The sequence below is a fragment of the Vibrio sp. SALL6 genome, from assembly GCF_002002385.1.
GTDB classification, from domain to species: domain Bacteria; phylum Pseudomonadota; class Gammaproteobacteria; order Enterobacterales; family Vibrionaceae; genus Vibrio; species Vibrio parahaemolyticus.
Window position 1 is genome coordinate 95,488 of record NZ_MQVK01000020.1, and the last position, 26,697, is coordinate 122,184.

Consider the following 26,697-nt stretch of genomic DNA (forward strand, 5'->3'; position numbering starts at 1 on the left):
TATTGCGCAAGTGTAGGATCGCGACAAAAACTCCACTATATTTCTGATCTGTATAGAGACAAAGGAGTATGTATGTTTACTGTTGAATACTCAGAAGGCGGTAGGACAACGATCAGGAGTGAGCGAAGTTACGTAACGCTCGAGTTCCTATTACAGCCGATATACTTCCCTAAAAATGGGCAAACCGTATACTACGAGGCATTATCAAGCGTCATCAGTGATTCTGGAGAGCACCTCAATAGTGAAGCTTTCTTTGAAACGATCAATGATGAGTTCATCAAAACTGTATTGCTTCTGCAAATGGAGCACTTTTCTCAATCCAACAGCATATCGCAAGACATTTTATTAAATGTAAATTTATCTTCTCTTAAAGATGATGACTTCATTGAAAGTATAATTAAACGAAATAAAAGTAATAAGTATCATATCGAAGTTAACGAAATTGATACACCTGTACGCGATGTGAAGATACTAAAGAATATAAAGCGATTGCAAAAATCAGGCATCTATATAATTCTTGATGACTATTACCATGAAAATGAAATTGCACACTTATCACTAGGTGTTATTGATTGGGACTATATTAAAATAGATAAATCGTTCCTTTTATATAATTCTGGAAACGATGATTGTTTAAAAGCACTTATATTTGTTATATCACCATATTGTAAAAATGGTTTGATTATTGAAGGTGTAGAAACTTACTTTCAAAATGAGTTTGTTAAAAAATATAACTTGTTAGCTCAAGGTTATTATTATTCTAGACCAAAGAATATTTTTAAAGAAAATCGCAACCATAAAAAAGTGCTACAAATGAATCTATAAAATATGGTAAGAAAAATCAGAACCATTATCAATCAGTATTGTTAGATTTACTATGAAACTCTACGATTGAAAACTAAGATTGCTTACCATAATCTATAGTCATTTACTTATTTATTGCTGTTAGTTATGCTTGGTTGAATGTTGTTTACACTCAAGAATGCATGTAAACTTCTAATTTAACAAACGCTAATGAATAACAACGCCATTTTTATTTCCTCTCAGTTAGATCTTTAGCGAAAAATAATAACCTTAAAAAATATAAGTAAAGCTATACAGGAATAACAATGATTAGGGAGAGATCTATAAACTTAGGTCATCAGGTTGAAGGTGCTATTTTTACTCGACACAATCATATCGTCAGTGTGGATGGTGATGGGATATTATCTTTTCAAAATAATATTACCAAAGTAAAACCCAACGAAGCTATTTTTATTCCTTCTAAAGTAATGGTGAGGTTTTCATTTAACTCAAATGAAAATAAATCAATAAAGGTGAGTCTTTATCATATTAATGGTATCAATTTAAATTGTAAGCAAGATAAAGTAACAAGTTTAATTAACGCCTATATTGAGGTGGAAAAGTTAAATTTAACAAATCGAGAAACTATCATCGAACTCATTGGATCTAGGTTAGAAAAAATCAAAAACAACCGAGTTTTATATAACTACGACCCTCTAGAAAAAAAGATATACCGACTGGTAAGTAAAGATCTTAAAAAGAAATGGTCATTGGAGGAAGTCTGTAAGTTAACTTACACGTCAAAATCTACTCTAAATAGAAAGCTCAAAGACAACCAAACGAGCATGGGGCAGATCATCTCTAACGCTCGGTTAGACTATGCGACCATACTTATCACGAATACCAGTTTAAGTGTGGATGAAATTTCAATGCTTTCTGGCTTTAATAGTACTTCGTATTTTTGTAAGAAGTTTAAGGAAAGCCATGGTTTTAGCCCAAAGCAATATCGCAAGTTACTTGCGTATAACCAAGTCCCTTTGAATCGAATTTAGCATCCTGCTATCCAATATGTTTGTATAAACAATGTGGAGCGTATTTAGCTCTGCATTGTTTTCCTTTCCATGGCTCTTTTGTATTCTCAATGGTTGCTTAGCAACCACTTTTCCCATTTCCACAAGCGCTTTTTTATAAAACTAAGTTCTTATTCATAGTGAAATGAAGTTGATAATAATCAAAATAGATAGGTGATGAGGGGCGTAACGTAAGGTCGAATATTGCTAGAAGGAATTAGTATGATGGCATACAAATTTTTTATTCGAGAGCTACTAGGATTAGCGATCGTGGTTTCAGTTGTTTTTGGTGTACTTGGTGTGATGCTCGATCTTTTCGCGCTTACGGCGTTGTGGGAACATCAAGATGCAATTGCTCAGATCTTTTTTCATGAGTCGTTTTACTTCATTGCATTCTTAATCCCGCCATTTTTCCTATGGAAGATCATTAATCGTTCTGATTTGGTTACCGCCGCACAAAACTATATCGCGCTAAAGTTAGAAGCAGAAAGTCGATAATCTAACTCCAAGTACGATTGATACCATTTGATATGACAGAGGCTCATGCTTTGTTTCATGAGCCTCTGTCATTTTGTCTCTTTGAGCAAGCAAGATAGCTTGCTCAAGGATTAATTCTTACTTAAAAGGCTGGTTCAATCGTTCCTTTGAAAGTGCTATCAAGGAAGTCGCGAATTTCTTGGGATTGGTAAATAGAGACGAACTTCTTGTAAGCCTCGTTGTTTCTGTCGGCTTCACGAGTCGCAATAACCATAACAGCGAGAGGTGCGTCTTTGGACTCTAGGAAAATACTTTGCTTCTTAGGATCTAAGCCTGAAGACATCACGTAATTCATCGTAATAGCTGCGGCATCAACGTCATCCAGCGTTCTTGGCAGCTGCGCCGCATCTACCTCAACGAACTCCAGTTCTTTTTGATTGCTCTTAATATCGGTTAACGCGGCTTTATGGCCAACACCTGGTTTAAGCTCAATCAAGCCCGCATCAGCGAGTAGTAACAGCCCTCGGCCTCCATTAGTTGGGTCGTTTGGAATGGCAATTCTGGCACGGTTTGGTAACTCTTCTAACGAACGGTATTTATTGGAATAAATCCCCATGCGCATCAAGATAGATTGGCCAATTGAAACGAGCTGAGAGTTATGACTGCTGTTGAAGTTATCCAAAAAAGGTTGGTGTTGGTAGCTGTTAATATCGATGCTACCGTCACTCAGCGCGGCGTTAGGTGTCACGTAATCAGAGAACTCGATGACTTCAACATTTAGCCCTTGTTTTGCCGCTTCTTTCGCTACTGCTTCAACTACTTGTGCATGTGGCCCAACCGTAGCTCCGACTTTGATTACTGAATTATCTTTTTCTCCGCAGGCACTTAAGCTGAGCGCAGCAGCGAGAACCCAAGATAACTTTTTGATGTGACCTAAATTTGTCATCGTAACTCCATTTTATATTTAGACGTCCATACGGCTATCCTATCAGGAATATATAAACGGTCAACGACTAAAACATTGAGGGATCATTTGAAGGTCACAAGGGCTGTAGAGCACGAATTTTATCGAGCAGATGGTTAAGAGAGTTGAAAGGGTTGAAGCAAAAGAGTTTACAAGGGGGATAAGAAGATGAGCTCAGATGCCAACGGTGTACCCATAGCAACACTTAAAACCATCAGATACAAAAAAGGCGTAGTAGGTACTAACCTGCTACGCCTTTCGAAATTTGGTGGCCCCTCCCAGACTTGAACTGGGGACCAATCGATTATGAGTCGACTGCTCTAACCACTGAGCTAAGGGGCCTTAATAGGTCAACGATTATAGGGGAAGCGTTGCAAGGTGTCTAGATAGCAACTAGGGCAATTGCGCTTAGTTTTTATCCACTTAGAACCAGTGATAATAAAAAAGGTGACCTAAGGTCACCTTTTTTGTCCAACGCTTTATTATTCGTCGAGGAAGCTGCGCAGAGTTTCTGAGCGGCTAGGGTGACGAAGTTTACGTAGAGCTTTTGCTTCGATCTGACGGATACGTTCACGAGTAACGTCGAACTGTTTACCAACTTCTTCTAGAGTGTGGTCAGTGTTCATGTCGATACCAAAGCGCATACGAAGTACTTTCGCTTCACGTGGCGTTAGGCCTGCAAGTACATCTTTTGTAGCCATTTTCAGGCTTGTTGCTGTTGCAGAGTCTAGCGGTAGTTCTAGTGTTGTATCTTCGATGAAATCACCTAGATGCGAATCTTCGTCGTCACCGATTGGTGTCTCCATTGAGATTGGCTCTTTAGCGATCTTCAGTACTTTACGGATCTTGTCTTCTGGCATTTGCATACGCTCTGCCAGTTCTTCCGGTAGCGGCTCACGACCCATCTCTTGTAGCATTTGACGAGAGATACGGTTTAGCTTGTTGATCGTTTCGATCATATGTACCGGGATACGAATCGTACGTGCTTGGTCCGCGATTGAACGAGTGATTGCCTGACGGATCCACCACGTTGCGTAAGTCGAGAACTTGTAACCACGACGGTATTCAAACTTATCTACCGCTTTCATCAGACCGATGTTACCTTCTTGGATTAGATCCAAGAATTGTAGGCCACGGTTGGTGTATTTCTTCGCGATAGAAATTACAAGACGTAAGTTCGCTTCAACCATCTCTTTCTTCGCACGGCGTGCTTTCGCTTCACCGATAGACATGCGACGGCTGATGTCTTTAATGTTTTGTACGTTCAGAGATGTCTCTTCTTCAATCATTTTTAACTTAGCGATTGAACGACGGATCTCTTCTTCGTTACGTTTGATTTTCTCAGCGTATGGCTTGTCAGATGCTAGGATCTCGTCTAGCCATGCATCACTTGATTCGTTACCAGTGAATAGGGCAATAAACGATTTCTTCGGCATTTTGCCGTATTCAACCACAGACTTCATGATCAAACGTTCTTGAGTACGAACGCGATCCATTGCTGTGCGAAGTTCGTTCACTAGGTGGTCGAACTGTTTTGGTGTTAGACGGAATTCTTTGAATACGTCTAGCATCATTTCGTTAGCAACGGTTGCTTTCGGGCTGTCGTAGCCGTACTCATTGATCGCTAGCTGAAGATTTTGGTATGTGCTGCGTAGCTGGTTGAATTTCTCAAGCGCTAGCTCTGGGTCAATACCTACATCTTCTTCCGAATCATCTGAATCGTCATCGCTTTCTTCATCATCTTCTAGGTCTTCTTCGTCTTCCTCTTCTAATTGAGTTTCAGACAGTTCAGAACCGATGTGAGTCGCGGTTGGCGCTGCTGTATCGTCAGCGTCAGGATCTACAAAGCCAGAGATTAAATCAGTCAGACGAAGTTCTTCTGCCTGAACCTTATCAAATTGCTCTAGGATGTAAGGAATAGTGCCAGGGTATTCAGCAACAGACGATTGAACTTGGTTAATACCTTCTTCAATGCGTTTTGCGATGTCGATTTCGCCTTCGCGAGTCAGCAGCTCTACAGTACCCATTTCACGCATGTACATGCGAACTGGGTCTGTTGTACGACCAATTTCACTTTCTACGCTAGAAAGTGCTGCTGCTGCAGCTTCAGCTGCATCTTCATCGGTAATGTTTGTGTCATCGTTCAGTGCTAGATCATCAGCATCAGGAGCAGTTTCTACTACCTTGATACCCATGTCGTTGATCATCTGAATGATGTCTTCTACCTGTTCTGAATCTACGATTTCAGCAGGTAGGTGGTCATTTACTTCGGCGTAGGTCAGATAGCCTTGCTCCTTGCCTTTAATAACAAGTAACTTTAGCTGTGACTGCGGATTTTGATCCATAGACGGTATCCAACTTCGTAATCTGGTGAAGGAATCAGTATGCGAAATGCAAACCACTTACTATAACAAATTAAATTGTTGCTGACTAATTAAACAGGGTTACGCTTTTAAATCTAGCATAAGTGCTAGCAGCTCCCTTTTCTCTTCGGCTGATAAACCGACACTTCTTGCTTTGGCCTGCAGGTTTTCAATTTGCTTTTCTACGCACTGGGCAATAATTTTATCCAGTGAGTCTAAAAATATTTCTTCTTGGTTGTCTTCGTCGAGCGGAATATCCCAGCTCGCAAGACGAGACAGAAGTGCCTCATTCTGGCTGTTGCGCCAGTGCTCTAATAATTGGCCTGTGTTGATATGGGGATGCGCCTGGCATTTATCAAGTACATCTGCAAATAAACTTAGGCCTGGTATGGATAAGTCTCTCACTGAGGAAAGGTCCGGTACCATTTGAGCATAGCTCGGATTTTGAATAAGTAGAGCAATAACCTCACGCATAGGAGTTCGTTTGATCTCTTTGTGCGGTTGAGGTCGAGTTTCACTTATCTTTTTACGAGGCTGACGTAGGCGGTTATCAAACCCCGTGCGCTCATCCAATAGTTTTTCGAGCAACTCCTGAAAGTATGGGTCAGGAATCTTGTCAATCAAGGCGCTAGCGTATGCTCTCAACGCAGACTTACCTTCGTTGTTACCCAAATTAATTTGGTGTAACTCAATCAAGTTGTCAAAAAGGTAGCTCGATAGTGGTGTCGCTTGTTCTATTTGTTGCTCGAACGCGGCTTTGCCGTATTTACGAACGTAGCTGTCTGGGTCTTCCCCATCAGGTAAGAATAAGAACTTCAATGTGTTCCCGGTTTTGAGGAATTGAAGTGCGTTTTCTAACGCTCGCCATGCCGCTTCTTTACCTGCTCGGTCGCCATCGTAACAACACACAACGGTATTGGTTTGGCGGAACAACATTTGAATATGATCGCCCGTTGTCGAAGTGCCTAGCGAAGCGACGGAATAATCTACGCCGTACTGAGCCAGAGCGACAACGTCCATATAGCCTTCAACCACCAAAATTTGTGCTGGTTCACGATGCGCTTGTAACACTTCGTACAGGCCATAAAGCTCTTTGCCTTTATGGAATATTGGCGTTTCCGGTGAGTTGAGATATTTTGGCGTACCTTCACCAAGTACTCGACCACCAAAGCCAATTACTCGACCACGACGGTCACGAATTGGAAACATAATACGACCACGAAAGCGGTCATAACGGTTGCCTTTGTCGTTTTCAATCAGCATGCCACCAATGACAAGCATGTCTTGATTGTCTTTACTCTGGCCGAAGTTTTTACGGACTAAATCCCATTCGTCAGCCACGTAACCAATACCAAATTTCTGAACGATTTCACCAGATAGACCACGGTCTTTTAGGTATTCAATCGCGACCTTGCTCGAAGGTTGTTTGAGTTGGTTACGGTAAAACTGGGCAATGCTACCCATTAAATCGTATAGGCTGCGTTTTTCACTGCTACTTGCTTGCGGTCCAGAATTGAACTGCCCACCGCCACCACTACGTTGTTCGCGAGGAACGTCCAAACCTAGATAAGAGGCAAGTTCTTCAATCGCTTCAACGAACTCTAGGCGTTCAAACTCCATCATAAAGTCGATGGCGTTGCCATGTGCACCACAGCCAAAACAGTGATAGAACTGCTTCTCTTGGCTCACACTGAATGACGGTGTTTTCTCGTTGTGGAATGGGCAACAAGCGCCGTAGTTTTTGCCTTTTTTCTTAAGTTTCACGCGTGCGTCGATAATATCGACAATATCAAGCCGAGCTAGAAGGTCATCAATAAAACTGCGAGGGATGTGTCCAGCCATAAAACCTAACAAAAAAGAAAAATCATGATTGGTGTGAATGGGTTATAGAGAAAAGCATGTGCGAGACTTTGTTTTATTCCATTCTGCCAGATACAAACAAGCCGTGCGTTCCAAAGGATAGCACGGCTTGCTGCAATTGGGTGGGGTGTTAAGCCAATTTAGCGCGAACTAAACCGCTTACTTTACCCATATCTGCACGCCCTTGAATTTGTGGTTTCAGAACGCCCATTACTTTGCCCATGTCTTGCATGCCAGCTGCACCAGATTCTGCGATTGCTTTCTCGATAAGAGCAGCAACTTCTTCTTCTGTCAGTGGTTGAGGCATAAATTCCTCAAGAACTGTAATTTCTGCTTGTTCCACATCAGCAAGATCTTGACGACCAGCTGCTTCGTACTGCGTAACAGAGTCGCGACGTTGCTTAACCATTTTAGTCAACACAGCAAGAATGTCGTCTTCGTTCAGAGTGATCTGCTCGTCAACTTCACGTTGCTTGATTGCTGCTAAGGCTAAACGAATAGTACCAAGGCGCAATTTGTCCTTGGCTTTCATCGCTAATTTTTGCTCTTCTTTGAGTTGATCAATGAGAGCCATAACTAAATTCCTTTTGGGAGCTCAGTTATTAGTACAGGCGAACGCGACGAGCGTTTTCGCGAGCTAGCTTCTTAGCGTGACGCTTTTGAGCTGCTGCTTTAGCGCGTTTGCGAACTGTAGTTGGTTTTTCGTAGTGCTCACGACGACGCACTTCAGAAAGGATACCTGCTTTTTCGCAAGAGCGCTTGAAACGACGTAGAGCAACGTCGAACGGTTCGTTTTCACGTACTTTAACTACTGGCATATGCCTTTCACCTCAGGGGTTATTCGTTAACGCTGGCATTCAACAGACCAAATCATAATTGTTTGGTCACTTACCAGCTTGATCAAAAATGGTGCGGAATTTTAATCCGATCACAACAGCTTTGTAAAGCCTTTTGTCGTTTATTGTCTGTACAAAATTTGTTTGAAGCACCAAGGCGAGGTAATATGACGCCCAAATTTCCTCTATACAGAAAGCATACTGAGAAAACCATGCGCATTATTGGTATCGAAACCTCTTGTGACGAGACAGGAATCGCGATTTACGACGATGAAAAAGGCCTGTTGGCGCACAAGCTTTACAGCCAAGTAAAACTTCACGCGGATTACGGCGGCGTGGTGCCAGAGTTGGCTTCACGTGACCATGTAAAGAAAACCATTCCTCTTATTAAAGAGGCGCTAAAAGAAGCAAACTTAACATCCCAAGACATCGACGGCGTGGCTTACACGGCCGGTCCTGGTTTGGTTGGTGCTTTGCTAGTGGGTGCAACCATCGGTCGCAGTATTGCTTACGCATGGGGTGTGCCTGCTGTTCCTGTTCATCACATGGAAGGTCATTTACTTGCGCCAATGCTAGAAGACAACCCACCACCATTCCCATTTGTGGCGGTGTTGGTTTCTGGCGGTCACTCGATGATGGTGGAAGTAAAAGGCATTGGTGAATACAAGATTCTAGGCGAATCCATTGATGATGCAGCCGGTGAAGCATTTGATAAGACGGCTAAGCTGATGGGGCTAGATTACCCAGGCGGTCCTCTGTTATCTAAGCTAGCAGAGAAAGGTACTCCGGGTCGCTTTAAGTTCCCACGACCAATGACCAATGTGCCGGGTTTGGATATGAGTTTCTCGGGTTTGAAAACCTTCACGGCAAACACGATTGCAGCGAATGGCGATGACGAGCAGACTCGTGCTGATATTGCATACGCTTTTGAAGAAGCCGTGTGTGCAACGTTGGCAATCAAATGTAAGCGTGCATTAGAGCAAACCGGTATGAAGCGCATCGTTATTGCTGGTGGTGTAAGTGCGAATCGTCGCTTGCGTGCAGAGCTTGAGAAGCTTGCGAAGAAAATCGGTGGTGAAGTGTATTACCCACGTACCGAGTTCTGTACTGACAACGGTGCAATGATTGCGTATGCGGGTATGCAACGTTTGAAGAATGGTGAAGTCGCAGATATGTCGGTGGAAGCGCGTCCGCGCTGGCCAATTGACCAGCTAACGCCAATCGCGTAATCAAACCTTGTATATTGACTGGCCTCTATTTATAGAGGCCTTTGTTTTTGTGGTTTATTTCCCCAAGAAAAAGGCGCGAGATTTCCAGACTGATGTGAGCAGTTTTCTTTGTGTTCAGTGATAGGATGGCGCGGAAGAATAATAAATGGATATAACAATGAAGAAGTTTGAAATTGAAGGTCAGCAACTTGCTTACCTAGACAAAGGCGAAGGGCCTGTGCTGCTGTTTGGACATAGCTATTTGTGGGATTGCCAAATGTGGGCGCCTCAAATTGAAGTTTTGAGCCAGTCCTATCGTTGTATTGTGCCTGACTTATGGGCGCATGGTGAATCGGACGCCGCTCCTGCTTCGACCACGTCTTTAGTTGATTATGCCCAACACATGCTGGCGCTAATGGATCATTTGGAAATCGACAAATTTTCCATTGTTGGCTTATCTGTTGGCGGCATGTGGGGCGCGGAACTGACCGCTCAAGCCCCGCAACGAGTGAAGTCATTGGTGTTGATGGATACCTTTATTGGTTGGGAACCAGAAGTGACGCATAAAAAATACTTTGCGATGCTAGATACCATCAGCCAAGTTCAAGGTGTTCCTGAGCCTATTATCGAAGCAGTTGCACCACTGTTCTTTGCGAATAACGCGGATCAAGTTCACCCAGAATTGGTCGCTTCATTTAAACAAAGCCTTGAATCGCTAACAGGTGAGCGAGCTGTAGAAGTTGCTCGTATCGGTCGCATGGTATTTGGGCGACGTGATGTGATTGAAGATGCAGAAAAATTCGCACTGCCAACATTGATCGCAGTTGGTCGAGAAGATAAGCCGCGTCCGGTATTTGAATCTTACCTAATGAATGACTGCATTACGGGCAGTGAGTTGGTGGAGATTCCTGAAGCGGGTCATATCAGTTCGCTTGAACAGCCCGAGTTTGTGAATCAGATGCTGTTGAGCTTCCTAAACAAAGTTCACGCTTAAAATGCATTTAAAAACTCGGCGTTATGCCGAGTTTTTTTCTGTCAGTTTCTTTTCACCAATTTTAGGCTCTTCACCCGAAAGTAAACGACGAATGTTTTGATGATGTTTAAACACGATTAGACAACACAACATGGCAACGGGCAGGGTGTATTGCGGTTTGAACATCCAAGTATAAAACGGTGTGACTAACACAGTGACGAGTGCGGCAAGGGAAGAGTAGCGAAACAGGACTGCAACCGAGAGCCAAGTCAGCATAACTAGGCCTGTAAGGTCTAAGCCAATTGGAGCAATGGCACCAAGCGCGGTAGCGACGCCTTTACCCCCTTTAAAGTGGAAGAAAATTGGGTACATGTGACCAAGGCACGCCGCGATAGCAATAACGCCAAGAATGATAGGATCGATACCAAGAAAGTACCCCCCCCAAACTGGAATCGTCCCTTTGAGCATATCGCACAACAACACCGATACGGCCGCGCCTTTTCCGCCAATGCGCAATACATTGGTCGCGCCTGGATTGTTTGAGCCAACGTTACGAGGGTCTGGCAGTTTTAACAGGCGACAAATCAACACCGCACTGGAAACAGAACCCAGTAAGTAGGCGGCCATTGTCATTATTAGTGCCAGTGCGTCCATAGAAGTCCTTGATGGATTGGAAATTAATGCTCAGTTCCCGCGTAGTTGGTATCATAGCCTGATTCAGCGGTGAGCTGAAATACTCTCTGCGATAGAGCTTGCATTATGTGAGTTCTTGTATATAAAGATGCAGCGCAGTTTATACCTAAGTAACATTTCGATGACCTAGCCAAAGGTTACTTAGGTATAGAATATTACGATCAAATTACCCCTGACGGGTATCCGACCTCTGTAAAGAAGGACATAAGATGGCTCTGGATAAAGTATTTATTGAACAGTTAGAAGTAATCACCACGATTGGCGTGTATGACTGGGAACAACAAATTAAACAAAAGTTGGTTCTGGATATTGAAATGGCGCACGACAACAAGCCTGCGGGTAAAAGTGATGATGTTCAAGATGCCTTAGATTACTCACAGGTGAGTGAAGCAGTATTAAATCATATTGAAAATGGTCGCTTCTTGTTGGTAGAGCGCGTAGCGGAAGAAGTTGCAGAACTTATCATGCAACGCTTCAGCGTTCCTTGGGTGAAGATTCGTTTAGCGAAACCGGGCGCCGTTCCTCAGGCACGATCTGTTGGGGTTGTGATTGAACGAGGTCAAGCATGATCACCACTTATATCGGTGTGGGGACAAACATAGACAGAGAGCAACACGCTAAGGTTGCCTATCTCGAGTTGCAGAGGCTCGGCGAAGATCTCCTCGTCTCACCGATATACGAATGTGAACCTATCGGCTTTAGTAGCCAAAACTTCTACAACTTTGTGATTGCGATGCGCACAAAGTTGTCACTCGAAGAGTTGAGTCACCACTTACGTGAGATTGAATATAAGTGGGGGCGTGAGGAAAATGCGCAAAAGTATCAGGATCGAACACTGGATCTCGATATAGTGCTCTTCGGTGAGTGCATCTCGACACAAAAACCGGAGCTACCTCGCAGTGATATCTACAAATATCCTTTTGTCACAAAGCCCTTGTATGATCTCGAACCTCATTTAGTGATCCCCGGCGATGGACGCACTGTAGCCGACATTTGGCATGCTATGCAGCCCGTTGATTCACTCAAACCAGTTTCTTTTTCACTTTAAATTTGAGTTGTTTACATGAGTTATTTTGAAGCCTTTATTTTGGCTCTGATTCAGGGTCTGACAGAGTTTTTGCCCATTTCCAGCTCTGCGCACTTGATCCTACCCTCCGCCATTTTCGGCTGGGCCGACCAAGGTCTAGCGTTTGATGTGGCAGTACACGTCGGTACATTGATGGCGGTTGTGATTTATTTCCGCCACGAAGTGATCACTTTATTCCGAGCGTTGTTTGCTTCGATCTTCAAAGGTGACCGCAGTAAAGAAGCAAAACTGGCATGGATGATCGTGATCGCGACGATTCCGGCGTGTGTGTTCGGTTTGCTGATGAAAGACGTTATCGAAGTCTACCTGCGCAGTGCCTATGTGATTGCGACAACCACCATCGTATTCGGTTTGTTGCTTTGGTGGGTGGATAAGAATGCCAAGCTTGTTGCCGATGAGTACCAAACTGGCTGGAAGAAAGCGGTGTTTATTGGTATTGCTCAAGCACTTGCGATGATCCCTGGAACTTCACGTTCTGGTGCAACGATCACTGCCGCTCTATATTTGGGCTTCACTCGTGAAGCGGCAGCGCGTTTTTCATTTTTGATGTCGATTCCTATCATCACATTAGCTGGTAGCTACTTGGGTATGAAGCTGGTTACCAGCGGTGAGCCTGTGCACGTAGGCTTTTTGCTGACTGGTATTCTGACTTCATTTATTAGCGCATACATCTGTATCCACTTCTTCTTGAAGATGATTTCACGCATGGGCATGACGCCATTCGTGATTTACCGTCTGATTCTAGGTGTGGGCCTATTTGCATTCTTGCTTAGTGCTTAATCCTTGAAAACAAAAACGCCCGCTCAATTGAGCGGGCGTTTTTATTTTGGCGTTACTTATTTAAAGCGACTTTGACCGCTTCAATACGTCGTTTTTCTTGTTCATCACGAATAGCTGGACCTTTGAAGCCATCCTGAATGATGGCTTGCACATCTACTGATGCCGCTGCTTGATAGGCCAGCATAAAAATATCCGCTTGTGGATACGGTAGATCTTCTAAACCTTTGCGGCCTGCATGATCCGCTTGGCAGCAAATTAGAATGTCTTTTAGGCGCTCCGACTTGCGCCATACATCAAACTTGTTCAGGATTTTGATGACGGTTTGCGGCTTTAACTCAGCGGCGCGATGAATGTTGGAGTGTTGCTCGCAGACCATGAGCGCTAAATCTTTAAATTCATTCGGTACACGTACACGTTCGCACAGTTTTTTAATTAGCTTTAAACCGGTATGACAATGCATTTTATGGCTTGGCCATTCGCTCTCTGGTGTCACGCCTTTCCCTAAGTCATGTACCTGTGCGGCAAATCTAACAGGGAGTGATGTGCTCAGCTTTGCGGCTTGCTCTGCTACCATCAACGTATGGATACCCGTATCGATCTCTGGATGCCATTTTTCAGGTTGAGGCACCCCAAACAGCGCATCGATTTCTGGTAGCACGACAGCTAACGCGCCGCAATCTCGCAATACTGATAAAAACACATCGGGACGAGGCGTTGAAAGCGATTTATGCCACTCTTGCCACACGCGTTCTGGGGTTAGCGTATTGAGTTCACCAGAGTCTGCGATGTCGCGCATGAGTTGCATGGTTTCTTTTGCTACCGTAAATCCCAGCGAGGCAAGTTTTGCAGCAAAACGTGCGACCCGAAGTACTCTAAGGGGATCTTCCACAAAAGCATCCGATACATGACGCAATATGCGATTATTCAAATCGGCTTGGCCGCCATAAGGATCGTACAGCTGGCCGCTATCATCCATCGCCATGGCATTAATGGTTAAATCACGGCGAATCAAATCCTCTTCTAGCGTGACGCTTGGATCGAAGAAACAGTCAAAGCCCGTGTAACCTGAGCCTGATTTTCTTTCGGTTCGTGCAAGTGCGTGTTCTTCTTTATTTTTAGGATGAAGAAAAACAGGAAAGTCTTTTCCGACGGCAGTGTATCCTTGAGCAAGCATCATTTCTGGTGTGGCACCGACTACCACCCAATCGTTGTCATAACTGTCAATGCCGAGCAATTGATCTCGAACTGCGCCACCTACTAAATAAACTTGCACGAATTACCTCTGAATTTATGGATATGACGTTGGACATTGTAGCAAGCAATGGTACTTTTCTTTACTCCCAAGAACAGATGCAACTATGTTTACATCATATTTGATTCTTTTGGGATGGGTTTTTAGCTGGAGATCCTAATGTATAAGGACTTTTTTGGGTTTGTTGAACAGCCGTTTTCGATTGTTCCAAACTCACGTTATTTGTATTTAAGCCAACGTCATAAAGAAGCGATCACGCACCTCAATGCGGGATTGGGCGACGGCGGTGGTTTTGCCATGCTGACCGGTGAGGTAGGAACAGGCAAAACGACAGTGGCCAAAGCTATGCTCGCGAATTTAGATGAAAGCACCAAAGCGGGGCTGATTCTCAATCCGACTTTTTCGAGCCGAGATCTGCTAGAAGCGATTTGCGATGAATTTAAGATCTCTTATCCGCAGGATGCGACGTTAAAACAGCTAAACCAAGTCATACATCATTATTTGCTGCGTAACCACAAGGTGGGTTGGCAGACGTTGCTCGTCATTGATGAGGCTCAGCATCTTGCTGCCGATGTACTTGAGCAACTGCGCTTGTTAACGAACTTAGAAACCGATACCAGAAAGCTGCTTAAAGTGCTGTTGGTAGGGCAGCCAGAGTTACAACGCTTGTTACAGACTACGCAGTTGCGTCAGCTCGCACAGCGTATCACTGGCCGTTATCATCTGTTACCTCTTGATGAGAAAGAGACTGCGGATTACATCGCGTTTCGTTTGCACACGGCTGGTGGCGATCAGCAACTGTTTCATCGCAGTTCCAGTAAGTTGATTGCGAAGTATAGCCATGGCATTCCGCGTCTCATCAACCTGATTTGTGATAAAGCATTGAATATGAGTTATCACCAGGGCAGTGTCGTTGTCGATAAACAGACGGTGCAACAAGCCTGCGAAGAAGTCATGCAGTTTCAGGCGGACATTTACCAGCAAGATAAACCTCGTCAGTCATTTACTTGGCCAGCTTGGGGATCGGCTGCTATTGGTGTAATGGCAGCGGTTGGCGTCGGCTGGGCTGCAATAAATTACATGCCAGTGAAGCCTAAGACTCCGATGTCGGAAGTCCCCGTTGCTGCGTCTTCGTCTACTCCTGCTCCTCTTATGGCAAGTGAGCAGCTAACTGATGCACAGCGCGATATGCTGTTGGCGCAGAAACAATCCAATCTTGCCGTGAATGATCTTTACCGCCTTTGGGGATATCGAGCATCAGTGCGCGATAATCTTTGCTTGTCTGAGCCTCAATCCACCATGCGTTGTGAAAGAAAAATGGCAACGTGGCCCTTGCTGATGCAGCAAAATCGACCGGTTATTTTAGAGCTGAATTATCAAGGCGATGTTGGTTACGTGATTTTGTATGCGGTTGGCAACGACCAAGTAGAAGTGCTCAATGGCAAACAGCGTCTGCGTTTGCCTGTTTCGTGGCTGAAACCAATGTGGCAGGGCAACATCATTGAATTGTGGCAAGCGCCGCTTAAAGAGACGTTGCGTTTAGATATGGAAGGGCCGGCGATCGAAGTGCTTGACCAATTGCTTGCCAAAGCGGTCAGTGAATCACCACTGGAAACGTCTATTTTTGACGGTGCGTTAAAAGAGCGAGTGGAACTGTTCCAACGTTGGCAAGGCATCGGTGTGGATGGCATTGCGGGTCATCGCACGTTAGAACGCTTACAACAAAGTGTGCAACCTAATGCGCCAACACTAGCAAGCATTAACAAGGAGGAGGCGTAATGTCAGTCATCAAACATGTTGGACTCTTTCTTGTGCCTATTAGCGTGTCAGCGATTGCGGTTGCGTGGCATTTAGATTTGCTTACGCCAGAGGCTCAAGCGGTTACGCCAAAGGTAGTGGTGGCGGAAGTCGTACAACCATTTGAAGTTTTAGATTATCCAGAATCAACGGATCTTGCTCAACTGCCACGAGAATGGCCGAGTGCCGAATTATCTCGCGACATTGGGACATTCTTACAACCCTCCGAGTATGCCAACGAGAGTGAGGCTCCGGATCTGACAACGGCTACTCCCGTCACGAGCACAGCATCTACGCATCGTCGTGACGACTTAGGTTTGTCATTGGATGATCTAGACTTGTCTTCCTTGTCTCCAGATCTCGCCAAAAAAGTGGAAAATGCGCTGTCTCAAAACGATGCGCCGACTTCTGCATCGTCACAGGTGAATGACTTGGAGCGCAATGCGCAGCAGTGGCAAGGACGTCTTCCAGCCCTTAATTTGCAAACGCACATGTATGCCAGTGATGCCAATCGTCGTTGGGTGAAAATCAATAACGTGGAGTATCACCAAGGGGATGTGGTGGATGGACAAGTCACGCTGAAAGAGATTCAGCCGCAGGCTGTCATTGTCGAATTCCAAGGTGAGCAAATCCGAATCCCTGCGCTTTACGAATGGGATGGTTAGTACTCTCGCGTGAAACCATTAGATAAGCAAAAGGCCACATGAATGTGGCCTTTTTCGTATCCGCTATGTGCAAACCGGTAGTTTGCGGGGCAGTTATGCCCAACCTGCAGGTGATTTCTTTCTGCGTGGAATGATATGAGGAAGAATCAAACCAAATAAAAGACCAAGGCCGGCTACACCGCCACCGTAAGTGAAGTACTTAAGCAGCATGTCATCTTTTTGTGTATCCAGCTTGGCGCGAAGTTCACGGTTTTCTGTTTCAACAGAAGTGAGCTGGTCGCTGATCTCAGAGTATTTTTTCTCTAGATCTGTAATTTGTTGGTTACGAGTTTCTAGTGATGTTACTAGACCCGCTTTCTCGGTATCAGAAGTTTGACGAGCATTTGCTAGCTGTTCTTTCACTTCTGACAGCTCTTTCTCAATACGAGGAAGGCGAATTGCCATGCTTTCTTGATTTGTCACAAACTTGCTTTGTACCCAACCAGTGCGGCCGCGGTCATCACGAACTTGCGTGTAGCCTGTATCTTTGTTGGCTTGTAAAAGCTGAACTTTAGAGCCAGCGTTAATGCTGCCAATGATACGGTAAGTGTTGTTTGGACCTGAGTGCATGAAAGTGAATAGGTCATCAGAAATATAACGGTTTGCTGCTAGTGCCGCTGGTGCTGCTAGCAAAGTAAACAAAACCGTGATGATTAGTTTTTTCACAGTAAATCCCTTAACGATTTTCTTGGATACAGCGTTGGCACCGAATGATTGGAGCCGGAAATAGACGAATAGTATGCAGTTTCAAAGTTCGGTGCAACAAAGAAGGGAGGCAAAGCCTCCCTTTCTGTGCGTTTGAGTCAATAATGACAAAGCGCTTACATTCTATTGACGGATGTATTAAGAGAACATCGCTTGAATGCCGTAGAAGAATACGACAGCCAATAGTGCACCTGCTGGTAGCGTAACAATCCATGAAGCCACGATGTTACGTACTACACCTAGGTTTAGCGCCGCGATACCACGTGCAAAACCTACACCTAGAACCGCACCAACCAGTGTTTGAGTGGTAGAGATTGGCAGACCAGTACCTGATGCCAATACAACCGTACATGCAGTTGCAAGCTGAGCAGCAAAACCACGGCTTGGTGTTAGTTCAGTGATGCCTGTACCAACGGTTGCCATTACTTTGTGGCCCATTGTTGCAAGACCGACAACAATACCGATACCGCCCAATGGAAGAATCCACCATGCGATAGTGCTTTTCGCTGTAACCTCACCCATGTGTTCAACAGTCGATACTACTGCAGAAAGAGGGCCAATCGCGTTTGCTACGTCGTTTGAGCCGTGAGCAAATGCCATCGCACAAGCTGTGATTACCATTAGAACGCTGAAGATACCTTCTACGCCAGCAAAGCTGCGGTCTTCTTCACGGTTAGCGAATTTTTTCTGAATGTAGAAGTAGCCGCCAGCCATAACAAGTGCAGATACCGCTACTGCCCACATCCACGCTTCGCCGTTAGTCAGGTGAAGACCAACGTGCTTCAGACCTTTTTTGATGGTTACAAGTGCAATCACCATTGTCGTGATGAACATGTAAACAGGAACGAAACGTTTTGCGTTGAATAGTGGGTTCTCAGTATCAAAAATCAGACGCTGTGCGCTGACGAAAATGACGTAAGCAAAGAAGCCTGAGATAACCGGAGTAATGATCCAGCTACCGACAATCCCTTGAACGCTGCTCCAGTCAACCGCTTCAGTACCTACAGACACACATGCAAAACCGATGATTGCACCGATGATAGAGTGAGTCGTTGATACAGGCCAGCCCATGTAAGAAGCAAGCAGCAGCCATGTACCAGCAGCAAGAAGTGCTGACATCATACCGAAGACAAGAATGTCTGGTTGGCTAGCAAAGAGAGATGTTTCGATAACACCTTTACGGATAGTGTCGGTTACTTCACCGCCTGCAAGGTATGCACCCGCAAATTCGAAGATCATCGCAATGATGATAGCTTGTTTTACTGTTAGCGCTTTTGAACCTACTGATGTACCCATCGCATTAGCAACGTCGTTCGCGCCAATACCAATCGCCATCATGAAACCAAAAATCGCTGCAACAATAATCAGGACAGTGCCGTAGTTCGCAAGGATATCCATCGTAATACCTAGTTGTTTTATAACAAGCGGAGCAAAATTTTACGCGCGCCAAACCATAAGACGGTGAAAATAGTCATCGTCCATCTGACACGTGTTCATTATGCTCTTCGTTATGTCGTTAACTTATGTTTTAAGATCGAGATAGCATCACTTCCAAACGAGCACCTACGCGCTGCGCTTGGTCGGCAATACCACCTACCCATTCAAGAATCTTGTACAAGAACATGACATCGATAGGGTTCATTTCAGATTCAATCGCCATCAGTTGTTGGCGCAGTTCAATCTGCATGGCATCGGTATCATCTTCAATAACGTCCAACTGATGAATCATTTCAGCGACGAGCGTCACTTCGCGGCCTTTGAAGCCGGTTTCTAGCAGTTCATCAAGTTCATTGATTACTTTTTGCGCTTGGTTAGCAGCATCAAGACAACGTTGAACGTAAGCGAGGAAGTTTGGTTGGAGAGCCTCAGGAATGACAAGTTGTCGACCATATACACGGCCAGCAATGTCTTTTGCCAGGTTAGCAAGTTTGTCCTGTTGAGTCAGAAGCTCAAGCATGTCAGTACGATCGACTGGCATAAACAAACCGCGAGGCAGTTTTAGACGGATTTCACGTTTTAGCACGTCCGCTTCTTTCTCTAGATGAGAAATTTGTGCACGGATCTCAGATGCTTTTTCCCAGTCACCCTTTGAAGAAACTTCAAAGAACTTCACCAGGTGTGAACAACATTCGTTGACACACACAACGTGGCGTTGCAAAGGCTTAATTGGGGACTTTGCAAATAACCCCATAATTGTATTTACTGGCATGGTCATTCAACCTAATAACTATAACCTTAAAAAAACATACACCATTTCTTAGTTCTTGGCGAAATGTTGAACGATGGCTATAAAGGCGCGCATGTTAACGCATTAAATGGCTCATTAAAACTGTTTTAGATCATCATTCGGGTGATATTTCTTTCTTGCCGTGCGAGAAATTAGGCAATATCCTGTTTCTATCTGCTTTGAAAGGTATAGCTATGGAAACCGAGATAGAACTGAAGTTTTTTGTTTCTCCTGAATTTTCAGAAACTTTACGAGCAAAAATTTCTGAAACAAAAGTACTTCAGCATAGTTGTCGTGACTTGGGTAACACCTATTTTGATACAGCCGACAATTGGCTAAGACAGCACGACATTGGTTTAAGAATTCGCCGTTTTGATGACGTTTTCGTCCAAACCGTAAAAACCGCAGGACGCGTTGTCGCAGGCTTACATCAAAGACCAGAATACAATGCTGAGCACACAAATAATGAACCGGATCTTTCGCTTCATCCTTCCGATATCTGGCCGTCAGGCAAAGATGTCGCGACTCTACAATCCGAGTTAGTTCCGCTTTTTTCGACCAACTTCACGCGTGAGCAGTGGCTGATTGGTATGCCAGATGGCAGCCAAGTAGAGGTCGCGTTTGACCAAGGCATGGTTGTTGCGCAAGGGGAAGACGGAGAAGAGAGACAAGAACCGATTTGTGAAGTCGAACTTGAACTCAAATCTGGCCAGACCGATGCACTATTTACCTTGGCGCGCAGTTTCTGCGAACAAGGTGGGATGCGTCTGGGTAACTTGAGCAAAGCCGCAAAAGGCTACCGTTTAGCGACTGGTTACACTGGCGACGAAGTGAAGCCGCTTTCTTTAGTGGACAGTAACAAAACAGACACCGTTGAATACTGCTTAATCAATTCACTTGAACATGCTTTATCGCATTGGCATTACCACGAACAAATTTACTCAGAGCGCGACAGTGTGGAAGCGCTGCGTGAAATCAGTAACGCCATTCGTTTTATTCGCCAAACATTGACCATTTTTGGTGGCGTAGTGCCTCGTCGTGCGAGCGCTATCTTGCGTCAAGAATTGAAGTGGTTAGAAGAAGAGCTCGTTTGGCTTGATGAACATGCTCACCTTGAAGAGTTGCTTGATGATAAAGGTAACGTATTGCGCAAACTTGACGCGCGTAAGTTCCTTGTCTCCGAGTTGACCCAACAGTTGGAAGAGTTGCCAAGTCGTGAAGAGATGCTGACATTGTTGAGTTCGGCGCGTTACACAGGATTACTGCTGGATCTTAGCCGCTGGATCTTAGCGCGTGGCTGGCAGCCATTCTTGGATGAGAAAGCGCGCGAGAAGATGGCAAGCAACATCATGCCGTTTTCTGTGACGCAATTGGATCGCACTTGGGCAGAGCTGATGGAAGCTTTCCCTGCAGAGCGTGATTTGTCTGCGCAAGAGTATGTGGATCAGCGTTACCGTCTGCTGCGTAACCTTTACACTGGAATTGGTTTTGCGAGCTTGTACAACTTCGACGAGCGTAATAGCTTCCGCCTTCCTTGGGCTGACTTAGTGCATGGCATTGATGATCTGTTGATGCTGAACCATCTATTGCCTTTGGTCGATATGCTGGAAAATGAAGAGAAAGAACAGCTAGAGCGTTGGCTGCACCGCCAAGAGCGTTCGATTCTTCATGCAATGGATCAAACAAGAGCAATCAGCGTAGAGACTCAGCCATACTGGCGTGAAAAATAAGACAAGCGAGCGTAAAGCAGCGTTATCTTCATTAATTTAAAGAGAAATAGGACCGATAGGTCCTATTTTTTTGTCTGAATTTTGCGTTGCTGCATTTCCTCTTCGATAAGAGTTAGTCGCTCAAGGATTTGTTCTTGCTGTTCTAATAGCTGTTCTAACATCCGCTCTTTGTTCTTAGAACGGTGATCTTGCTGTTTAGTCGGAGCGGTTAAAATCGACGTAATCACACCAGAGATCATACCGAAGATCCCCACTCCACAAACGATGATGATGACGGCTAAAAACTTTCCTCCAGAGGTCACTGGATAATGATCGCCATAACCCACAGTGGATATGGTCACGAAGACCCACCACAAAGCATCAGCTCCAGTACGGATGTTCGCAGCTGGGTTTTTGGCTTCGATAAACAGCATGGCGGTGGAACCGAGCGTTATGAGGATCACCATCAACAGCAATATAGAAGCGACGGTCGTTTCTCGGCGGTTTTCTTTGAGCTGATGCAGAATGAACTTTGAAGAGCGCAGCACCAACACCACGCGCAAAATATGAAAGATGCGAGCAAAGCGTAATGGCTCGATCATTGGGATGCTGGCCACAAAATCTATCCAATGAAGCTTAATAAATGAACGTCGATCTGTGGAGCGGATCAAATCAATGGTGAGCTGCAATAGAAAAATACTACAGATTATAAAATCCAGACCGATAAGAACTTGACGGGTTTCGTTATCGATTGGAAAAAACAACAGGCCAGAGATCACAAATAACGCCATAAAGGACAAGATTAGTGACAACAGGCCCATCGGTCGAGTGCTGTCTTTGATATCATTATTTTTCATACGAAGCTCGAAATAAATCGCGTGATAGAACCCAAGCGCAAACATAACTATAAGAGATGTAAAAACTATATAAGACTCAGTGGAGAACTGACAATGGAAAAGCTGGCATTCAAGCCATGGGAAAGGGTCATATCCGATATTCGACTTGTACCAAAAATGGTCATGTTGATGGTATTCAGTACCGTTCTGATCGTGGCAAAACAACTTTGGGACGCAAACACATTTTACGATTCACTTTTAGCAGCCACTCAAAATGCGCAAGTTGCTCAACAACATTATGAAGCGTATTTGACTCAAGTAGTGTGGCAGACCGCGCTACTTATCGTCGTTTTTGTGGCTTTACTATTGGCCGCCGCACGCGTAATGCTGCGCCAAACTCAGTATCTCAATGAAGCCATCAAATTAATGGCGAGCAAAAACTTGTCGGTACCGTTTGGTATGGACTGTAAAGATGAATACGGAGATGTGGCACGAGAGCTAGAGAAAACGCGTCGCCAACTGCATGACGTGATTCAAATGCAAATCAACGCCTCAGACGAGCTAGCGACACTGACGGAAGTGATGACATTGAGTATGTCAGAAACTAAAGAGTCGGCGCAGGAAGAGTTCAACGAGATTGACCAACTGGCGACGGCCATGAGTGAGATGTCATCGACCGTACAAACGGTGGCTGATCATGCTCAAACGGCTTCTTCTTTGACGGAACAAGCTTCTACGCAAGCCGTAACGGGTCAACAGTTCTTGCAAAGTACAGTGGCGAAGATGAGCGAGCTATCTTCAGATATTGCTTCTTCTGCACAAGCCGTAAACCAAGTTGAAGAGCGTGTTGAGTCGATTGGTAGCGTAGTGGGTACGATTCAAGGCATTTCTGAGCAAACCAACTTGCTTGCTTTGAATGCGGCGATTGAAGCGGCGCGTGCTGGTGAAGCAGGGCGTGGTTTTGCTGTGGTGGCGGACGAAGTTCGTAACCTTGCGCAGCGCACGCAACAAGCGACGGTGGAAATTCAAGAAATGATCACTCAGCTACAGGCCAGCGCGACTTCTGCGGTTGATTTGATGGAGAAAAGTGTTGTCGAAGCTGCTGAAGGCGTGGAACTGGTTTCTAACGCGGGTAGTGAGCTTGATGGCATCGTTGCTCAAGTAACACAAATCAACGACATGAACTTCCAAATAGCCACCGCTTCAGGACAACAAAGCAGTGTAGCGGAAGAAATGAGCCAGAACTTGACGAACGTTCGTGAGCTGGTTGAAGCATCGGTCGTGGTGGTCACAGAGTTACTGGAAACCTCTGAAATGATGCAAAGTAACGCCGAAGAGCTAGATAAGAAGATTAAGTCATTTAGCGTATAAAGCGAATTGGATTTGATAAAACGCCCACAAACCTTTTGTGGGCGTTTTTATTTGCTTTAAGTCTGGTATAAAGAATGAATCACCGTGCTTTTCACACAAGGAAGAAACATGCAGCTGCCTTCGTCACTGGTCTCTGTCGCCGAATCTGCCGTTCAAAATGCCCAAGAAGCGGGTTTCCTTCAATCATGGCCAAATGAGGTCCTAGAGCAGTTTCATTACGTCTCGGCGTTGAGCCAATTTATTACGGAAACCATTCACCGTGACGAGGCTCTCGCGCAGCAGTTACCAACGATGTTAAGTGAGCTTAGCCGACACCAAGCTTATCGCACCCGTCTGGCCGCCTTATTGGCAGAATGCCCAGATGAAATGTCTGGTCATCGCGTTCTGCGTCAGTTCCGAAATCGAGAAATGGTCTACATCGCGTGGAAAGACTTCTTACATGCTTGGACACTTGAAGAGTCATTACGTCATTTGTCCCAATTGGCAGAGGCGATGATCTTTGAGACATACCAATGGCAATACAAAATTTGCTGCGCAGAATGGGGAACGCCAACAAATGCAGAGGGTGAAGCTCAACCGATGTTGATCATTGGGATGGGTAAGCTAGGCGGCGGCGAACTGAATTTCTCTTCCGATATCGACCTAATTTTTACTTACCCTGAAAACGGCGAAACCCAAGGTGCCCGCCGCAGTATCGCCAATGCGCAGTTCTTTACTCGTCTTGGTCAACGGATCATCAAAGCTCTCGATCAACAGACGTTTGATGGTTTTTGTTATCGCGTCGACATGCGGTTACGTCCGTTTGGAGAAAGCGGCCCGTTGGTAATGAGCTATGCCGCGTTGGAAGATTACTACCAAGAGCAAGGACGGGACTGGGAACGTTACGCGATGATCAAAGCGCGCGTGATGGGATGCGAAATGTATCCGCAATATCAAGAGCTACGCAAAATGTTGCGTCCGTTTGTGTTCCGTCGTTACATCGACTTTAGTGCGATTCAGTCATTGCGCCGCATGAAATCAATGATCAGCAGTGAAGTGCGACGTCGCGGTTTAACCAACAACATCAAGCTGGGCGCTGGTGGTATTCGAGAAATTGAGTTTATCGCGCAAGTTTTCCAACTGATTCGTGGCGGACGAGAGCCATCTTTGCGCAATCGTGGCTTGCTCGAAACCTTAAATGGTATTGAAGAGCTTGCATTGTTAACCCCGCAAGAAGTCAGCAATCTGGAAGCGGCATATAAATATTTACGCCAGCTAGAAAATCTACTGCAAGCAATGGCAGACAAGCAGACTCAAACGCTGCCCGATTGCGACATTGAGCGTTTAAAACTGGCAACTGCGATGCAGCTAGAGTCGTGGGAGCTGCTCATCGAACAAACTCAGCAGCACATGAACAAAGTGCATCAAGTATTTGAAACCTTGATTGGTGACGACGAAGAAGATGAGGGCAGCACGATTGCTCGTCATTTCCATGAATTATGGGATATGGCCAATAAACAAGATGTGCTAGAGCTGATTTTAGAGCAGGACATTCAAGTTGAAGAGCCCGCCATATTCTCTAAAGCTATCATCAACTTTAAAGCCGACTTGGCCAAGAAAACGCTCGGCCCCCGTGGGCGAGAAGTCTTAAACCGCTTGATGCCAAAAGTGTTTGACGCGGTGTTTGCCCACCCTGATGCACAGTTTGGTTTACCGCGAGTGCTGCACTTACTGCACAATATTTGCACGCGCACGACGTACTTAGAATTGTTGGATGAACACCCTGCCGCATTGGTGCAGTTAGTGCGCTTGTGTACCGCAAGTCCGATGATTTCCGAACAGTTGTCTCGTTATCCAATCCTTCTGGATGAGTTGATAGATCCTCAACAGCTGTACAACCCAATTCCACTCGATAGCTATCGCACTGAATTGCGCGATTTCCTTGCCCGTATTCCCGAAGATGATATGGAGCAGCAAATGGAAGCGCTGCGTCAGTTTAAGCAAATTTGTATTTTGCGTATCGCGGCGGCGGATATCGCTGGCGTGCTGCCAGTCATGAAAGTAAGTGACCACTTAACTTATCTAGCAGAAGCCATTGTTGAAGCGGTGGTCAGCCAAGCGTGGCTTCAAGTGTCTGAAAAATACGGCGAGCCAACACACGTGAAAGACCGTGAAGGCAAAGGCTTTGCCGTGATCGGTTATGGTAAGGTCGGTGGATGGGAGTTGGGTTACAACTCAGACTTAGATATCGTCTTTATGCACGACTGCCCAGTTAATGTATACACCGATGGGAAGAAGGAAATTGACGGCCGCCAGTTCTACCTTCGTTTAGCACAGCGCATCATCCATATTTTCTCAACCCGCACCGCATCAGGCATTCTATACGAAGTGGACACTCGCTTACGTCCTTCTGGTGCGTCCGGCCTGTTGGTGAGTCCAACCGATGCGTTTGATGATTATCAACATCAAGATGCGTGGACTTGGGAGCATCAAGCTTTAGTGCGCGCTCGCATGATTTATGGTGATGAACCATTGGCGATTGCTTTCCATAACACTCGTCATGATGTGTTGTGTAAACCGCGTGATGAGCAAACGTTGAAAAAAGAAGTCGTCGAGATGCGCGAAAAAATGCGCGATCATTTAGGCGGTAAGAAATCTGGTCGCTTCATGATCAAGCAAGACGTCGGTGGTATTACCGATATCGAATTTCTGGCTCAATATTTGGTGCTTAACTATAGTCACGAGAAACCTAAGCTTACGCGTTGGTGTGACAATGTCCGAATATATGAAACGCTAATTGCTCAAGGTGTCATGGAGGAAGACCAAGCGATGCAACTGATACGCGCGTACACGACGATGCGTAACGAAATACACCACAGAAACCTGCTTAATTTGGATGCAGATGTGGTTGAAGATAAGTTTGTTGCAGAAAGAGAATGGGTGAAGCAAGCATGGAACCAGTGGTTCGCCTAAGTAGAAGTAGTGCTCAAGGTTCAGCCTAGAAAAAGGCTGTGCTAAACTCA

24 protein-coding genes and 1 tRNA gene are annotated in these 26,697 nt (G+C 45.1%); 13 read left to right on the forward strand and 12 right to left on the reverse strand.

Translation table 11 applies throughout. The features are described from left to right. Positions 1-72: 72 nt before the first annotated feature. The 3 genes from BIW15_RS12450 (at position 73) to BIW15_RS12460 (ending at position 2,351) form a co-directional block, all read left to right on the forward strand. Positions 73-825 carry an EAL domain-containing protein gene (locus BIW15_RS12450; RefSeq protein ID WP_005497021.1) on the forward strand — a complete coding sequence of 251 codons (753 nt, stop codon included), beginning with the start codon at positions 73-75 and terminating at the stop codon, positions 823-825. Positions 826-1,109: 284 nt separating this feature from the next. Next, the gene (locus tag BIW15_RS12455) at positions 1,110-1,835 is read left to right on the forward strand and encodes a helix-turn-helix transcriptional regulator (RefSeq protein WP_005453784.1); all 726 of its coding nucleotides are present in this window, start codon (positions 1,110-1,112) and stop codon (positions 1,833-1,835) included. Between the two features lie 243 nt (positions 1,836-2,078). Further along, positions 2,079-2,351: a hypothetical protein gene (locus tag BIW15_RS12460; RefSeq protein WP_021487203.1), complete on the forward strand. Its 273-nt coding sequence runs from the start codon at positions 2,079-2,081 to the stop codon at positions 2,349-2,351. Positions 2,352-2,472: 121 nt separating this feature from the next. Here the strand turns inward: BIW15_RS12460 and BIW15_RS12465 are convergent, their stop codons facing one another. The 6 genes from BIW15_RS12465 to rpsU form a co-directional block, all read right to left on the reverse strand. After that, positions 2,473-3,276, reverse strand: coding sequence for a MetQ/NlpA family ABC transporter substrate-binding protein (locus BIW15_RS12465; RefSeq protein WP_021450160.1), 804 nt, complete (start codon positions 3,274-3,276; stop codon positions 2,473-2,475). A 284-nt stretch (positions 3,277-3,560) separates the two neighbouring features. Beyond that, positions 3,561-3,636, reverse strand: a tRNA-Ile gene (locus BIW15_RS12470). A gap of 140 nt (positions 3,637-3,776) precedes the next feature. Next, positions 3,777-5,639, reverse strand: coding sequence for an RNA polymerase sigma factor RpoD (rpoD, locus tag BIW15_RS12475; RefSeq protein ID WP_005453778.1), 1,863 nt, complete (start codon positions 5,637-5,639; stop codon positions 3,777-3,779). A 99-nt stretch (positions 5,640-5,738) separates the two neighbouring features. Further along, positions 5,739-7,499, reverse strand: a complete 1,761-nt coding sequence (dnaG, locus tag BIW15_RS12480; RefSeq protein WP_077281124.1) for a DNA primase — start codon at positions 7,497-7,499, stop codon at positions 5,739-5,741. 148 nt (positions 7,500-7,647) lie between these two features. Next, positions 7,648-8,091, reverse strand: coding sequence for a GatB/YqeY domain-containing protein (locus BIW15_RS12485; protein WP_021487204.1), 444 nt, complete (start codon positions 8,089-8,091; stop codon positions 7,648-7,650). 28 nt (positions 8,092-8,119) lie between these two features. After that, a complete protein-coding gene (rpsU, locus tag BIW15_RS12490) occupies positions 8,120-8,335 on the reverse strand; it encodes a 30S ribosomal protein S21 (protein WP_001145625.1) in 216 nt (71 codons plus the stop codon). A gap of 230 nt (positions 8,336-8,565) precedes the next feature. On the opposite strand from rpsU, the gene tsaD reads away from it, so the two are divergent. Continuing rightward, a complete protein-coding gene (gene tsaD, locus BIW15_RS12495; RefSeq protein ID WP_011105657.1) occupies positions 8,566-9,582 on the forward strand; it encodes a tRNA (adenosine(37)-N6)-threonylcarbamoyltransferase complex transferase subunit TsaD in 1,017 nt (338 codons plus the stop codon). Positions 9,583-9,739: 157 nt separating this feature from the next. After that, positions 9,740-10,555 carry an alpha/beta fold hydrolase gene (locus BIW15_RS12500; RefSeq protein ID WP_023584971.1) on the forward strand — a complete coding sequence of 272 codons (816 nt, stop codon included), beginning with the start codon at positions 9,740-9,742 and terminating at the stop codon, positions 10,553-10,555. A 21-nt stretch (positions 10,556-10,576) separates the two neighbouring features. Here the strand turns inward: BIW15_RS12500 and plsY are convergent, their stop codons facing one another. Then, on the reverse strand, positions 10,577-11,188 hold the full coding sequence (gene plsY / locus BIW15_RS12505; RefSeq protein ID WP_005479185.1) for a glycerol-3-phosphate 1-O-acyltransferase PlsY: 612 nt from the start codon (positions 11,186-11,188) through the stop codon (positions 10,577-10,579). A 248-nt stretch (positions 11,189-11,436) separates the two neighbouring features. On the opposite strand from plsY, the gene folB reads away from it, so the two are divergent. The 3 genes from folB to BIW15_RS12520 are packed head-to-tail and all read left to right on the forward strand — an operon-like array spanning position 11,437 to position 13,094. Beyond that, complete coding sequence (gene folB, locus BIW15_RS12510; RefSeq protein WP_005465889.1) at positions 11,437-11,796, forward strand: bifunctional dihydroneopterin aldolase/7,8-dihydroneopterin epimerase; 360 nt, start codon at positions 11,437-11,439, stop codon at positions 11,794-11,796. Then, entirely contained in the window at positions 11,793-12,275 is a 483-nt protein-coding gene (gene folK, locus BIW15_RS12515) for a 2-amino-4-hydroxy-6-hydroxymethyldihydropteridine diphosphokinase (RefSeq protein WP_021454013.1), read from the forward strand. The genes folB and folK overlap by 4 nt, the downstream gene beginning before the upstream one ends. A 15-nt stretch (positions 12,276-12,290) precedes the next feature. Beyond that, the gene (locus BIW15_RS12520) at positions 12,291-13,094 is read left to right on the forward strand and encodes an undecaprenyl-diphosphate phosphatase (RefSeq protein ID WP_005479178.1); all 804 of its coding nucleotides are present in this window, start codon (positions 12,291-12,293) and stop codon (positions 13,092-13,094) included. A gap of 52 nt (positions 13,095-13,146) precedes the next feature. Here the strand turns inward: BIW15_RS12520 and BIW15_RS12525 are convergent, their stop codons facing one another. Next, positions 13,147-14,367 (reverse strand): multifunctional CCA addition/repair protein, encoded by a 1,221-nt coding sequence (locus BIW15_RS12525; protein WP_025441273.1) that lies wholly within the window; start codon positions 14,365-14,367, stop codon positions 13,147-13,149. Positions 14,368-14,505: 138 nt separating this feature from the next. Here BIW15_RS12525 and BIW15_RS12530 point away from each other — a divergent pair, with 138 nt between their 5' ends. Both BIW15_RS12530 and BIW15_RS12535 read left to right on the forward strand, forming a co-directional pair. Then, entirely contained in the window at positions 14,506-16,125 is a 1,620-nt protein-coding gene (locus tag BIW15_RS12530) for an ExeA family protein (RefSeq protein ID WP_025557402.1), read from the forward strand. Beyond that, positions 16,125-16,808: a general secretion pathway protein GspB gene (locus tag BIW15_RS12535; RefSeq protein ID WP_029823364.1), complete on the forward strand. Its 684-nt coding sequence runs from the start codon at positions 16,125-16,127 to the stop codon at positions 16,806-16,808. The genes BIW15_RS12530 and BIW15_RS12535 overlap by 1 nt, the downstream gene beginning before the upstream one ends. A gap of 93 nt (positions 16,809-16,901) precedes the next feature. On the opposite strand, the gene BIW15_RS12540 is transcribed toward BIW15_RS12535, so the two are convergent. The 3 genes from BIW15_RS12540 to BIW15_RS12550 form a co-directional block, all read right to left on the reverse strand. Then, complete coding sequence (locus BIW15_RS12540; protein ID WP_005455434.1) at positions 16,902-17,513, reverse strand: TIGR04211 family SH3 domain-containing protein; 612 nt, start codon at positions 17,511-17,513, stop codon at positions 16,902-16,904. 177 nt (positions 17,514-17,690) lie between these two features. Next, on the reverse strand, positions 17,691-18,950 hold the full coding sequence (locus BIW15_RS12545; protein ID WP_005479165.1) for an inorganic phosphate transporter: 1,260 nt from the start codon (positions 18,948-18,950) through the stop codon (positions 17,691-17,693). A gap of 130 nt (positions 18,951-19,080) precedes the next feature. Continuing rightward, entirely contained in the window at positions 19,081-19,761 is a 681-nt protein-coding gene (locus tag BIW15_RS12550) for a TIGR00153 family protein (RefSeq protein WP_005479163.1), read from the reverse strand. Between the two features lie 212 nt (positions 19,762-19,973). Between BIW15_RS12550 and BIW15_RS12555 the strand changes: the two genes are divergently transcribed. Further along, the gene (locus BIW15_RS12555) at positions 19,974-21,509 is read left to right on the forward strand and encodes an inorganic triphosphatase (RefSeq protein ID WP_020840070.1); all 1,536 of its coding nucleotides are present in this window, start codon (positions 19,974-19,976) and stop codon (positions 21,507-21,509) included. Between the two features lie 62 nt (positions 21,510-21,571). Here BIW15_RS12555 and BIW15_RS12560 read toward each other — a convergent pair whose 3' ends face one another. After that, positions 21,572-22,390, reverse strand: coding sequence for a potassium channel family protein (locus tag BIW15_RS12560; RefSeq protein ID WP_005455438.1), 819 nt, complete (start codon positions 22,388-22,390; stop codon positions 21,572-21,574). A 48-nt stretch (positions 22,391-22,438) separates the two neighbouring features. Here BIW15_RS12560 and BIW15_RS12565 point away from each other — a divergent pair, with 48 nt between their 5' ends. Both BIW15_RS12565 and glnE read left to right on the forward strand, forming a co-directional pair. After that, a complete protein-coding gene (locus BIW15_RS12565; protein ID WP_005455439.1) occupies positions 22,439-23,695 on the forward strand; it encodes a methyl-accepting chemotaxis protein in 1,257 nt (418 codons plus the stop codon). A gap of 108 nt (positions 23,696-23,803) precedes the next feature. Beyond that, positions 23,804-26,647 (forward strand): bifunctional [glutamate--ammonia ligase]-adenylyl-L-tyrosine phosphorylase/[glutamate--ammonia-ligase] adenylyltransferase, encoded by a 2,844-nt coding sequence (gene glnE / locus BIW15_RS12570; protein WP_077281125.1) that lies wholly within the window; start codon positions 23,804-23,806, stop codon positions 26,645-26,647. Positions 26,648-26,697: the final 50 nt, after the last annotated feature.